This window comes from Serratia sp. BNK-23 (assembly GCF_047456145.1).
In the GTDB taxonomy this organism is placed as follows: Bacteria; Pseudomonadota; Gammaproteobacteria; order Enterobacterales; family Enterobacteriaceae; genus Serratia; species Serratia nematodiphila.
Map to the genome: position 1 here is coordinate 1918725 of NZ_CP179900.1, position 12865 is coordinate 1931589.

A 12865-nucleotide genomic window follows, 5' to 3' on the forward strand; every position below is an offset into this window, starting at 1 on the left:
GGCTAAGCAGATAAATAGCGCCCCATTTTGCGTTTATTCCCGCGATAGGGTGGCGCAGGGGGCGTTTATGCTGTCGACTCCAAATTCTAACCTCGCGGAGGGAGCATGCTCGACAAACTGGACGCGGCTCTGCGCTTTGGCCAAGAGGCGCTGAACTTGCGCGCCCAGCGGCAGGAAATTCTGGCCGCCAACATCGCCAACGCAGACACACCGGGTTATCAGGCGCGAGATATCGATTTCGCCAGCCAATTGAACAAAGTACTGGAGCAGGGGCGCGTCAGCGGCAACGGCATGGCGCTGAACCTGACGGCGGCGCGCCACATCCCGGCGCAGACCCTGCAGCCGCCACAGCTTGATCTGCTGTTCCGAGTGCCGGACCAGCCGTCGATGGACGGCAATACGGTGGACATGGATCGCGAACGCACCAACTTTGCCGATAACAGCCTGAAATATCAGACCGACCTGACGCTGCTCAACGGGCAGATCAAAGGGATGATGTCCGTGCTGCAACAAGGATAAGGCGCATGTCTTTACTGAATATTTTTGATATCTCCGGCTCGGCGTTATCGGCGCAATCCCAGCGCATGAACGTCAGCGCCAGCAACATGGCCAACGCCGACAGCGTGACCGGCCCGGACGGTGAACCTTACCGCGCCAAGCAGGTGGTGTTCCAGGTCGCGGCGGCGCCAGGGCAGCCGACCGGCGGCGTGCGCGTCGCCCAGGTGGTGGACGATCCGGCGCCCGAGCGCCTAGTGTATCAGCCGGGCAACCCGCTGGCGGACGCCAAGGGGTATGTGCGCATGCCGAACGTCGACGTGGTGGGGGAAATGGTCAACACCATCTCCGCTTCCCGCAGCTACCAGGCCAACGTCGAGGTGCTCAACACCACCAAGTCGATGATGATGAAAACCCTGACGCTGGGTCAGTAACCGGAGATTTCCATGGCTATCGCCGCAACCACCAACGAGTCGTTGGACAACACCGTCATCGGTAACAACAGCAAGACCACCAACAGCCAGGATCTGCACAACAGCTTCCTGACGCTGCTGGTCGCGCAGTTGAAAAACCAGGATCCGACCAATCCGATGCAGAACAACGAGCTGACGTCGCAGCTGGCGCAGATCAACACCGTTCAGGGTATCGAAAAGCTTAACACCACGCTGGGGTCGATCTCCGGCCAGATCAACAGCAACCAGTCGCTGCAGGCCACTGCGCTGATCGGTCACGGCGTGATGGTGCCGGGCAACAATATTCTGGTCGGCAGCAAGGACGGCAAGGTCAGCACCACGCCGTTCGGCGTGGAACTGGAGCGCGCCGCCGATCAGGTGACCGCCACCATCACCAACGCCAGCGGGCAGGTGGTGCGCACCATTGAAATTGGCGGCCTGACCGCCGGCGTGCACGCCTTCACCTGGGACGGCTCGCTGGATGACGGCTCCACCGCGCCCGACGGCGCCTACAAAGTGGCGATTAACGCCAAAGGCAACGGCGAGCAGCTGGTGGCGCGCAGCCTGCACTTCGGGCTGGTGAATGGCGTGATCCGCGACGGCAACGGCGCCAAGCTGGATCTCGGCCTGGCGGGCAACGCCACCCTGGAAGACGTGCGACAGATCTTATAACCCTAAGCATCAGGCTCAATCGGACGATAGCCTGACCACTATTCGGAGAATAACATGGCCTTTTCTCAGGCAGTCAGCGGCTTGAACGCGGCAGCAACCAACCTGGACGTGATCGGTAACAACATCGCCAACTCCGCAACCGCGGGCTTCAAATCCGGCAGCGTCTCCTTTGCCGACATGTTCGCCGGTTCGCAGGTCGGGCTGGGCGTCAAAGTGTCCGGCATCACCCAGAACTTCAAGGGCGGCACCACCACCGGCACCAGCCGCGCGCTGGATGTGGCCATCAACGGCAACGGCTTTTTCCGCATGCAGGATAAAGACGGTGGCATCTTCTATACCCGCAACGGCCAGTTCAAACTGGACGAGAACCGCAACCTGACCAACATGCAGGGCCTGCAGCTGACCGGTTACCCGGCGGCCGGTTCCCCACCGACCATCCAGCAGGGCGCCAACCCGGTGCCGCTGAGCATTCCCGAAGGCATGATGAACGCCAAGGCGTCCACCTCCGGCGAGATGGTGGCCAACCTGAAGTCCACCCATAAAGTGCCGGAAAACAAGACTTTCGATCCGACCAAGCAGGACAGCTACAACTACGTCAACACCATCACCGCTTACGACTCGCTGGGTAATGCGCACAACATCAACGCTTACTTTGTGAAGACCGAAGACAACAAGTGGCAGGTCTACACCCAGGACGGCAGCGCGGCGCCAGTGAACGCCGGCACCATGGAGTTCAGCACCAGCGGTAATCTGGTGAAAACCACCAGCACCAACGGCGCGCCGGGCGAGTTCAGCATGGTGATCCCGATGACCGCCAAAGACGGCGCGCCGGCGCAAAACTTCACCCTGAGCTTCGCCGGCAGCATGCAGCAGAACGTAGGCAGCGACTCGGTGAGCAAGGTGGCGCAGGACGGCTATGCCGCCGGTGAATACACCAACTTCCAGATCAACAACGACGGCACAGTGGTGGGCATCTACTCCAACCAGCAGACCCAGGTGCTGGGTCAGATCGTCATGGCCAACTTCTCCAACCCGGAAGGGCTGGCGTCGCAGGGCGATAACGTTTGGCAGGAAACCGGCGCGTCCGGCCAGCCACGCGTTGGTCTGTCGGGCGGCGGCGGCTTCGGTAAGCTGACCAGCGGCGCGCTGGAGTCTTCCAACGTCGATCTGAGCCAGGAGCTGGTGAACATGATCGTCGCACAGCGTAACTACCAGTCCAACGCCCAGACCATCAAGACGCAGGACTCCATCCTGCAGACGCTGGTTAGCCTGCGCTAATAGGGCCGAGTTATGGATCACGCGATTTATACCGCGATGGGCGCGGCTCGCCAAACGCTGGAGCAGCAATCCATTACCGCCAACAACCTGGCCAATGCGTCGACGCCGGGCTTTCGCGCCCAGCTCGCCGCGCTGCGCGCGGTGCCGGTCGACGGTCCGAGCCTGGCGACACGCACCTTGGTGACTGCCTCGACGCCGGGCGCCGACATGAGCCAGGGCGCGCTGAACTACACGGCGCGCCCGCTGGACGTGGCGCTGCAGCAGGATGGTTTTTTGGCGGTGAGCCTGCCGGGCGGCGGTGAAGCTTACACCCGCAACGGCAACATTCAGATTTCCTCCACCGGGCAGTTGACGGTGCAGGGGATGCCGCTGATGGGCGACGGCGGGCCGATCGAGGTGCCGCCGTCGGCGGAGATCACCATCGCGGCCGACGGCACCATTTCGGCGCTGAACGCCGGCGATCCGCCGAACACCATCGCGCAGATTGGCCGCCTGAAGCTGGTGAAGGCCGATGCGCGCGAAGTGATGCGCGGTGACGACGGGCTGTTCCGCCTGACGCCGGAAACCCAACAGCTGCGCGGCAATCAGTTGCAAAACGATCCGCAGGTGCGGGTGATGCCCGGGGTGCTGGAAGGCAGCAACGTCAAGCCGATGGAGACCATGGTTGACATGATCGCCAACGCCCGCCGTTTTGAAATGCAAATGAAGGTCATCCACAGCGTGGATGAAAACGAACAGCGTGCCAACTCACTGCTCTCAGTGAGCTAAGCAGCAAGGAAATAACCGATGATTCCATCCTTATGGATTGCCAAAACCGGTCTGGACGCGCAGCAGACCAACATGGACGTGATCGCCAACAACCTGGCGAACGTCAGCACCAACGGCTTCAAGCGCCAGCGTGCGGTATTTGAAGATCTGCTGTACCAGACCATGCGTCAGCCGGGCGCGCAGTCCTCCGAGCAGACTACGCTGCCTTCCGGTCTGCAGATCGGCACCGGCGTGCGCCCGGTGGCGACCGAGCGCCTGCACAGCCAGGGCAACCTGTCGCAGACTAACAACAGCAAAGACGTCGCCATCAAGGGGCAGGGTTTCTTCCAGGTGATGTTGCCGGACGGCACCCAGGCTTACACCCGTGACGGGTCGTTCCAGATCGATCAGAACGGCCAGCTGGTCACCTCCAGCGGTTTCCAGGTGCAGCCGGCGATCACCATTCCGGCGAACGCGCTGTCCATCACCGTCGGCCGCGACGGCATCGTCAGCGTTACCCAGCAAGGGCAGACCGCCGCTCAGCAGGTGGGCCAACTGACGCTGACGACCTTTGTCAACGACAGCGGTCTGGAGAGCGTGGGCGAGAACCTGTATCAGGAAACCGAAAGCTCGGGCGCGCCGAACGAGAGCACGCCGGGGCTGAACGGCGCCGGTCTGCTGTATCAGGGCTACGTGGAGACCTCCAACGTTAACGTGGCGGAAGAGCTGGTCAACATGATCCAGACTCAGCGCGCTTACGAGATCAACAGCAAAGCGGTATCGACCTCCGATCAGATGCTGCAAAAGCTGACGCAACTGTAATCTGTCCTTGACGGGCCCGGCTTACCGCGCCCGTCATTCTCTTTCGTGAAACAAAGGCGATACCCGTGGTAACCACATATTCGATGGCAATCCTGCCGCGGCAGGGACAACGCTGGCTGGCGGGAATGGTGATGCTGACGCTGAGCGGCTGCGCTTATATTCCGCATAAACCGCTGGTGGACGGCGCGACCACGGCGCAGCCCGCGCCGGCCAGCGCGCCGATGCCGAACGGCTCAATCTTCCAGACGGTGCAGCCGATGAACTACGGCTATCAGCCGCTGTTCGAAGACCGCCGGCCGCGCAACGTCGGCGACACCCTGACCATCGTGCTGCAGGAAAACGTCAGCGCCAGCAAAAGCTCCTCCGCCAACGCCAGCCGCAACGGCGCCAGCAAGTTCGGCGTCGCCACCTCGCCGCGTTACCTCGACGGCCTGTTGGGCAATGCGCGCGCCGATATGGACATTTCCGGCGACAGCACCTTCGGCGGCAAGGGCGGCGCCAACGCCAACAACACCTTCAACGGCACCATTACGGTGACGGTCAACCAGGTACTGGCCAACGGCAACCTGCACGTGGTGGGGGAAAAGCAGATCGCCATCAACCAGGGCACCGAATTCATTCGTTTCTCCGGCGTCGTCAACCCGCGCACCATCAGCGGCAACAACTCGGTCACCTCGACGCAGGTGGCGGACGCGCGGATCGAATACGTCGGCAATGGCTATATCAACGAGGCGCAGACCATGGGCTGGCTGCAGCGCTTCTTCTTAAATGTTTCACCGTTCTAAGGATTGACTGATGCTGAAAAAATGGTTTATCGCGCTGTGCGTCGGGCTGGTGTGCTTGCCGGCGGCGGCGGAGCGCATCCGCGATCTGGTGACGGTGCAGGGCGTGCGAGACAACGCCCTGATCGGCTACGGCCTGGTGGTGGGGTTGGACGGCTCCGGCGACCAGACCATGCAGACGCCGTTCACCACCCAAAGCCTCAGCAATATGCTGTCGCAGCTGGGTATCACCGTGCCACCGGGCACCAATATGCAGCTGAAAAACGTGGCGGCGGTGATGGTGACCGCCAAACTGCCGCCGTTCTCGCGCGCCGGGCAGAATATCGACGTGGTGGTTTCTTCGATGGGCAACGCCAAGAGCCTGCGTGGCGGCACCCTGCTGATGACGCCGCTCAAAGGCGTGGATAACCAGGTTTATGCGCTGGCGCAGGGCAACGTGCTGGTGGGCGGCGCGGGCGCGGCGGCCGGCGGCAGCAGCGTGCAGGTCAACCAGTTGGCGGGCGGGCGCATCAGCAACGGCGCCACCATCGAACGCGAGTTGCCGACCACCTTCGGCAGCGGCGGGGTGCTCAACCTGCAGCTGAACGACGAGGATTTCACGCTGGCGCAGCAGATCAGCGACGCCATCAACCGCCAACGCGGCGGCGGCACCGCGACGCCGCTCGACGCCCGCACCATTCAGGTGCTGGTGCCACAGGGCAACAGCTCTCAGGTGCGCTTCCTGGCGGAGATTCAAAACATCACCGTCAACGTCGGCGCGATGGACGCCAAGGTGATCATCAACTCGCGCACCGGTTCGGTGGTGATGAACCGCGATGTGATCCTCGATTCTTGCGCCGTGGCCCAGGGCAACCTGTCGGTGGTGGTCGATCGGCAGAACACTGTCAGCCAGCCAACGACCCCGTTCGGCGGCGGCCAGACGGTGGTGACGCCTAACACCCAGATCTCGGTGCAACAGCAGGGTGGGTCGCTGCAGAAGGTGAATGCCAGCGCCAACCTGAACAATGTGATCCGCGCGCTGAATGCGCTGGGCGCCACGCCGATCGATCTGATGTCGATCCTGCAGGCGATGCAGAGCGCCGGCTGCCTGCGCGCCAAGCTGGAAATCATCTGATGGCCGGCGATCTGATGGCGATGTCGGGCGCGGCCTATGACGCCCAGGCGCTGAACGGCCTGAAGCGCGACGCGGCGGCCGACCCGCAGGGCAACCTCAAGCAGGTGGCCCAGCAGGTGGAAGGCATGTTCGTGCAGATGATGCTGAAAAGCATGCGATCCGCCTTGCCGCAGGACGGGGTATTGAGCAGCGATCAAACGCGGCTCTATACCTCGATGTACGATCAGCAAATCGCCCAGCAGATGTCGCAAAAAGGGCTGGGGCTGGCCGACATGATGGTCAAGCAGATGAGCAACGCCAACGCGGTGCCGAGTGAAACCGCGGGCCTGTCGCCGATGGCGCTGGACAACGAGGTGCTGCAAACGCTGCCGAACCAGGCGCTGGAGCAGATGGTGCGCCGCGCGATGCCGAAAGCGCCGCCGGCCGCCGCGCCGCTGTCGCTCAACAACGGCAACTTCGTCGCCCGCCTGTCGATACCGGCGAAGGTCGCCAGCCAGCAGAGCGGCATTCCGCATCAGCTGATCGTCGCGCAGGCGGCGCTGGAGTCCGGCTGGGGGCAGCGCGAGATCCCGACCTCAGACGGCACGCCGAGCTACAACCTGTTCGGCATCAAGGCCGGCGGCAGCTGGAACGGGCCGGTAACGGAGATCACCACCACCGAGTTCGAACAGGGCGCGGCGAAGAAGGTGAAGGCGAAGTTCCGCGTTTACGGGTCGTACGTCGAGGCGATCGCCGATTACGTCAAACTGCTGACCAACAACCCGCGCTACGCCGACGTGGCCGCCGCGCGCAGCCCGGAACAGGCGGCGCATGCGCTGCAGCGCGCCGGCTATGCCACCGACCCGCAGTACGCCAGCAAGCTGGTCAGCGTGATTCAGCAGATGAAGAGCGCGGGGGAGCAGGCGGTGAAAGCTTACACCCACGATCTGAAAGATTTGTTCTAAACCCCCGTCATTCTTGACGCCGCAGCGGCGCCAATTATTTAGGGGTAGGCGGCAATGGAGGCTCGCTGGATGCTGACTACATTGCCGCTTTTTTTCCTCAAGTTCTTCTCATTTTTGCCGATAACCGAAACAGGCTGAGCGAACAGGCTCAGCAGCTCAATTAAGAACCCTGTGGGCCGCCGGCGCCGCAGCATAAGGAATTCCGATGTCCAATAGCTTAATCAATACCGCGATGAGCGGGCTGAATGCGGCTCAGGTGGCGCTCAGTACCGTCAGCAACAACATCTCCAACTACAACGTGGCGGGCTACAACCGTCAGACCGCGATCCTGGCGCAGAACGGCGGCATGGCCACCATGAGCGGCTTTATCGGCAACGGCGTGACCGTCACCAGCGTTAATCGCGAGTACAACCAGTTCATCACCAACCAGCTGCGCGGCGCGCAAAGCGCGTTCGGGGCGCAAAACGCCTATTACGAGAAGATTTCGCAGATTGACAACCTGTTGGCGAGCAAGACCAACCCGCTGTCGACCAACATGCAGGATTTCTTTACCAACCTGCAGAACCTGGTGAGCAACGCCGGTGACGACGCCGCGCGCCAGACGGTGCTGGGCAAGGCCAACGGCCTGGTGAATCAGTTCAACAACACCGACAAATTCCTGCGCGACATGGATAACGGCGTTAATCAGCAGATCAGCGATACGGCGCAGCAAATCAACAGCTACGGCCAACAGATCGCCAAACTGAACGACGAGATCACCCGTTTGCGCGGCAGCGCCGCCGGCGAGCCGAATGCGTTGCTGGATCAGCGCGATCAGCTGGTCACCGAATTGAACCAGCTGGTGGGCGTACAGGTCACGCAACAGGACGGCGACGCCTATACCGTCTCCTTCGCCAACGGCTTGACCCTGGTGCAGGGCAGCAACACCTATCAGGTGGAAGCCGTGCCATCCAGCAGCGATCCTTCCCGTCTGACCATCGGCTATAACCGCGGCAACGGCGCCAGCGAAGTGCCGGAAGGCCAGATCACCAGCGGCACGCTGAGCGGCGTGCTGAAATTCCGCAGCGAAACGCTGGACGGCGTGCGCAATCAGCTGGGCCAGTTGGCGCTGGCGATGGCGGACAGCTTTAACCAACAGCATCGCGCCGGCTTCGATCTGAACGGCGACGCGGGCGGCGACTTCTTCAGCTTCAGCGGCGGCCGGGTGGTGGATAACACCCGCAACACCGGCGACGCGTCGCTGTCAGTCTCTTACACCGATACCGGCAAGGTGAAGGCCAACGATTATCGCGTCGAGTTCGACGGCAGCAGCTGGCAGGTCAGCCGCCTGCCGGACAACGTAAAAGTCAACGCGACGCCGGGCACCAGCGCCGACGGCAAGCCGACGCTGAACTTCGACGGGTTGGAAGTGAGCATCGACGGCAATGCGCAGGCCAAAGACAGCTTCACCGTGAAGCCGGTCAGCGACGTGGCGGGCAATCTGAAAGTGGCCATCACCGATTCGTCCAAGATCGCCGCCGCCGGTAAAGACGACAGCGGCCGCGGCGATAACGAAAACGCCAAGAAGCTGCTGGATCTGCAAACCAAAAACCTGGTGGACGGCAAGGCGACCCTGAGCGGCGCTTACGCCGGCATCGTCAGCGGCGTCGGCAACCAGACCGCTGCCGCCAAGGCCATCGCCACCTCGCAGGCCAAGATCGTCACGCAGCTGGGCGCGCAACAGCAGTCGATGTCCGGTGTCAACCTTGACGAAGAGTATGGCGAGCTGCTGCGTTTCCAGCAGTACTACATGGCCAACGCGCAGGTGATTCAGACCGCCAGCTCGCTGTTCGACGCGCTGCTGAATATTCGTTGATTTCATTGTTAATCGGCGCCGATAACGGCGCCGGTCGCTCAGAGTAAGGAACCCACAGCATGCGCATGAGCACCAGCATGATGTACCAACAGAACATGAACGGCATCACGGGCAACCAGTCGCTGTTCATGAAGGCGGCCGAGCAGCTTTCCTCGGGCAAGCGGGTGATCAACCCGTCCGACGATCCGCTGGCGGCGTCGCGCGCGGTGATGTTGTCGCAATCGCAGGCGGAAAACAGCCAGTACACGCTGGCGCGCACCTTCGCTCGTCAGAACGTGTCGATGGAAGAAACGGTATTGGCCGGCGCGACCTCCACCATCGCGGACATGAAGGCGCTGATCGTCAATGCCGGCGGTACGGAAAGCGATAACGATCGCCAGTCGCTGGCCACTCAGCTGCAGGGGCTGAAAGATCAGCTGCTGAACCAGGCCAACAGCACCGACGGCAACGGCCGCTATATGTTCGGCGGGTATGTGAACGACAAGGCGCCGTTCGTCGACAACGGCGGCACCGTCAGCTATCAGGGCGGCGACAAGACGGTTCAGCAGAAAGTGGACGCCAACCGCACCATGACCATCGGCCATACCGGCAACGCGGTGTTCATGTCGTTGACCAGCAACCCGAAGCCCGAGCCGGACGGCAGCGCACCGGTCAGCAACGTATTCGAGAGCATCGATATCGCGCTGAACGCGCTGAAAATCCCGCTGCAGGGCGCCGACGAGGCCACCAAGCAGCAGGTGAACGATGCGCTGGCGAAAGCCAACCGCGGCCTGGACAACTCCTACAACAACGTGCTGAGCGTGCGCGCCGAGCTGGGCAGCCAGCTGCAGGAGATGGATCAACTGGACAGCATCGGCAAAGAGCGCGATATGACCAACCAGATCCAGATGAGCGCGTTGACGGATGCCGACCTGGCCGAGTCTATCTCGTCTTATTTCATGCAGCAGGCGGCGCTGCAGGCGTCGTATAAAACCTTCAGCGATATGCAGGGCATGTCGTTGTTCCAGATGAATCGTTAAGAGCAATATCCCGTTGCCTGACCGCGACGGGTTTCCCTTTAGTGCGCTTAGAAAACGCCTTCTCCGCCCCGCGGGGAGGGAGGCTTCTTGAAACCGGGCGCACTCGTTTGGCGCGTCGCTCGTTCTCCCACTACTGACTGAGTGACGCGCCTTTTTTTGTCTGCATGTTCCCCATTCAGCTTACGCGTTAGCGGAAAGGCACGCCGCGATCGTTGCCGGACCCTTTAGTGCATTGACCGCCTATGTTGACGAAGGCTGAGGCTGCCGCAGTGCCAATTGCACTGCCGTTACGGCTGGCCAGGGCGCCGGCCATGGCAATGGCGCCGGTCACCACTGCGCCGGTACAAGGATCCTGAAATAGCCCATAGCCTTTCGCCGCCCAATTAGGCTGGAAGCCGTTCGCCTGCGCGCCGTAGGAGCTTGGGCCATAGTCGCGATCCCGGTCGCCGCCGTTATTGCCGTCACCGGCGCCGCCAATCCGTTGCATTTCTTCTCTGGTCAGTTCTCTCAGCATAGGTCGATCTCCTGTTAACGCGACTTAGCGTTATTTTTAGGGTTGTTATTTTCGATTTGAGATTTGCGGCTCTCATTTAGCAGCCAGCGTATTGGCTTATAGAGGCACTCGGCCAACTTCAATGAGCCAAATAAGGTAAACGGGATGATGACAAAACTATCGACGCCAGGCGGCAGAGCAAATAAACCCCAGGAAAAGCCCAGTGTGTTTAAAATAGTGCTCATGATCAAAAGGGCGATGCCGCTGATGAATAAATCACTCAGCTGAAACTTTATCTTCATATTTACACCGTTTATATTTTAGTGAGGCTTGCCGCGTACTGGTAGCAAGGTTGTTTTCAATATAACGCTGGGGAAATAAGGTGGGAAATCGATTTTTCTTGTCAGTGAATAAATAAGGGGTGTGAGTAAATTAAATCATTAATACATTATTTTTAAATTTAACGCAGCAGCCAGGGTGATGTGGCGCGTTATTCCCTTCCTAAGAATAAAGTACACCGGCACGGTTTGCCGGCGAGTGATGAGTGTGGGTCCCGGGCTGCCGATGCGGCGCCGCGTCGAATGACGTTGCAGAAGCCGGATAGAGGCGCAACCCGGAATTTTGCTACAGGTCCTGCGTGATTATTTCTTTTTCTTCACCACTTTCCATTTTCCGCCATCGCTGGTCTCGGTGAAGGAAACTCTAAACTTGTTGCTTTTCCAGTGGGTCAAACCGAATAACCGGCGTGCTTTGCGGTTGCTTTTCGCTTTAATCATGATGTCGCTCCTATGGTTAGCAAAGATCGATGCTGCTCCCTGCAGCCGGCGGGCACCGGACGCATTTATTTAAGATGCAAGGAATCTGCCGCGCATTTAACTCTGCGTGGCTGCGTTATTTTATTTTTCTCTAATCAATGGTTGTATATTATCGCTGCGGAGACTCACGCGCTGTGGCGATATTTTTGTTACCGGGTCTATTCTAGGTCGGGGTTTTATTTATTCAAGCCGCCGGAGACATTTGAACCTTAATCCGGATAAAAGCCGTTTCTCAGGCTTTTGTCCCAAGAAAACGTTTTTATTGCCATTTTGTCTCAGGCGGAAGAGGGGGAAGGAAGGGGCCGCACAGGGGATCAGAAGGTCATGCCGCCGATCACCGCCGCCAATCGATCGAACACTTCGCCGAACAGGTGTTCGCAGAACGGCGCCAGCATCGGCATCATCATGCCCAGCGTCATGATGCCGAAGGTCATGGTGACCGGGAAGCCGATCACGAACACCGACAGCTGCGGCGTCATGCGGTTGAGCAGGCCGAGCGCCATGTTCAGCGTCAACAGCAGGCAGATCAGCGGCAGCGCCAACATCATGCCGTTGATGAAGATCAGCGAGCCGACCTGGGTTAACACCAGGAAACCGTTGCCGTTCAGCGGCTGCGCTTGGACAGGCAGGGTATGGAAGCTGTCCGCCAGCAGCGAAATCAGCCACAGATGGCCGTCGAAGCTGAGGAACAGCAACATCGCCAGCAGGTTAAGCAGGCGCGCCAGCACCGGCATGTTCGGGCCGCCGCTGGGATCGAAGAAGGTGGCGAACGACAGGCCCATCTGCATGCCGATCACTTCGCCCGCCAGGCGCACCGCCGCGAAGGCGAACTGCATGGTCAACCCCAGCGCCACGCCGATCAGTATTTGCTGAATCGCCAGCCACAGGCCGGCGGCGGAGAAGATGGGAATATTGCTGGCGGGCAGCGTCGGCGCGATCAGGATGACGATCAGCCCGCCAAGGCCGATTTTGACCTTTTTGCTGATTTGCTTTTCGCTGAATATCGGCGCGGTGCTGATCAGCGCCAGAATGCGCAGCAGCGGCCAAAAATAGTGGCTGAGCCAGACGGTGAGCTGGGCGCTGTCGAAAGTGAGCACGGTCAGCCGATCAGGGTAGGCAGGTTGCTGAACAGGGTGCGCATGTAGTCCAGCAACAGGTTCAGCATCCAGGGGCCGGCGATGATGATGGTGGCCACTACCGCCAGAATTTTGGGGATGAACGACAGCGTCATTTCGTTGATCTGGGTGGCGGCCTGCAGCAGGCTGACCACCAGGCCGCTGATGAGCGCCGCCAGCAGCAGCGGGGCGGCCAGCGCCAGCGCCACTTTCATCGCCTCGGTGCCGAGCGCCATAACCGATTCAGGTGTCATCTCGCTTT

16 protein-coding genes are annotated in these 12865 nt (G+C 60.6%); 11 read left to right on the forward strand and 5 right to left on the reverse strand.

Annotated features, from left to right (window positions below; genetic code table 11):
• Positions 1-105: 105 nt before the first annotated feature.
• The 11 genes from flgB to flgL all read left to right on the forward strand — a co-directional run bounded on the left by flgB (position 106) and on the right by flgL (position 10180).
• Entirely contained in the window at positions 106-519 is a 414-nt protein-coding gene (flgB, locus tag ACMGF9_RS09035) for a flagellar basal body rod protein FlgB (protein WP_015378256.1), read from the forward strand.
• 5 nt (positions 520-524) lie between these two features.
• Positions 525-929: a flagellar basal body rod protein FlgC gene (gene flgC / locus ACMGF9_RS09040; RefSeq protein WP_004934826.1), complete on the forward strand. Its 405-nt coding sequence runs from the start codon at positions 525-527 to the stop codon at positions 927-929.
• Between the two features lie 12 nt (positions 930-941).
• Complete coding sequence (flgD, locus tag ACMGF9_RS09045; RefSeq protein ID WP_004934824.1) at positions 942-1619, forward strand: flagellar hook assembly protein FlgD; 678 nt, start codon at positions 942-944, stop codon at positions 1617-1619.
• Between the two features lie 54 nt (positions 1620-1673).
• Positions 1674-2897 carry a flagellar hook protein FlgE gene (flgE, locus tag ACMGF9_RS09050; protein WP_015378255.1) on the forward strand — a complete coding sequence of 408 codons (1224 nt, stop codon included), beginning with the start codon at positions 1674-1676 and terminating at the stop codon, positions 2895-2897.
• 12 nt (positions 2898-2909) lie between these two features.
• A complete protein-coding gene (locus ACMGF9_RS09055) occupies positions 2910-3665 on the forward strand; it encodes a flagellar basal body rod protein FlgF (protein WP_015378254.1) in 756 nt (251 codons plus the stop codon).
• 18 nt (positions 3666-3683) lie between these two features.
• Positions 3684-4466 (forward strand): flagellar basal-body rod protein FlgG, encoded by a 783-nt coding sequence (flgG, locus tag ACMGF9_RS09060; protein WP_004934819.1) that lies wholly within the window; start codon positions 3684-3686, stop codon positions 4464-4466.
• An 83-nt stretch (positions 4467-4549) separates the two neighbouring features.
• Positions 4550-5251 (forward strand): flagellar basal body L-ring protein FlgH, encoded by a 702-nt coding sequence (gene flgH / locus ACMGF9_RS09065; RefSeq protein ID WP_004934817.1) that lies wholly within the window; start codon positions 4550-4552, stop codon positions 5249-5251.
• Between the two features lie 10 nt (positions 5252-5261).
• Positions 5262-6362 (forward strand): flagellar basal body P-ring protein FlgI, encoded by a 1101-nt coding sequence (locus tag ACMGF9_RS09070; RefSeq protein ID WP_004934816.1) that lies wholly within the window; start codon positions 5262-5264, stop codon positions 6360-6362.
• A complete protein-coding gene (gene flgJ, locus ACMGF9_RS09075; RefSeq protein WP_004934815.1) occupies positions 6362-7306 on the forward strand; it encodes a flagellar assembly peptidoglycan hydrolase FlgJ in 945 nt (314 codons plus the stop codon). Before ACMGF9_RS09070 ends, flgJ begins: the two co-directional genes overlap by 1 nt.
• A gap of 205 nt (positions 7307-7511) precedes the next feature.
• Entirely contained in the window at positions 7512-9161 is a 1650-nt protein-coding gene (gene flgK, locus ACMGF9_RS09080) for a flagellar hook-associated protein FlgK (protein WP_015378251.1), read from the forward strand.
• 59 nt (positions 9162-9220) lie between these two features.
• On the forward strand, positions 9221-10180 hold the full coding sequence (gene flgL / locus ACMGF9_RS09085; RefSeq protein ID WP_015378250.1) for a flagellar hook-associated protein FlgL: 960 nt from the start codon (positions 9221-9223) through the stop codon (positions 10178-10180).
• 187 nt (positions 10181-10367) lie between these two features.
• Here the strand turns inward: flgL and ACMGF9_RS09090 are convergent, their stop codons facing one another.
• From ACMGF9_RS09090 to fliQ, 5 genes are all read right to left on the reverse strand, one after another.
• Complete coding sequence (locus ACMGF9_RS09090; RefSeq protein ID WP_015378249.1) at positions 10368-10694, reverse strand: hypothetical protein; 327 nt, start codon at positions 10692-10694, stop codon at positions 10368-10370.
• 14 nt (positions 10695-10708) lie between these two features.
• Positions 10709-10975 (reverse strand): hypothetical protein, encoded by a 267-nt coding sequence (locus tag ACMGF9_RS09095; protein WP_015378248.1) that lies wholly within the window; start codon positions 10973-10975, stop codon positions 10709-10711.
• A 339-nt stretch (positions 10976-11314) separates the two neighbouring features.
• The gene (sra, locus tag ACMGF9_RS09100) at positions 11315-11449 is read right to left on the reverse strand and encodes a stationary-phase-induced ribosome-associated protein (protein WP_013813483.1); all 135 of its coding nucleotides are present in this window, start codon (positions 11447-11449) and stop codon (positions 11315-11317) included.
• Between the two features lie 353 nt (positions 11450-11802).
• Entirely contained in the window at positions 11803-12585 is a 783-nt protein-coding gene (gene fliR / locus ACMGF9_RS09105; RefSeq protein ID WP_015378247.1) for a flagellar biosynthetic protein FliR, read from the reverse strand.
• Between the two features lie 2 nt (positions 12586-12587).
• Entirely contained in the window at positions 12588-12857 is a 270-nt protein-coding gene (gene fliQ / locus ACMGF9_RS09110; RefSeq protein ID WP_004934803.1) for a flagellar biosynthesis protein FliQ, read from the reverse strand.
• Positions 12858-12865 lie beyond the last annotated feature (8 nt).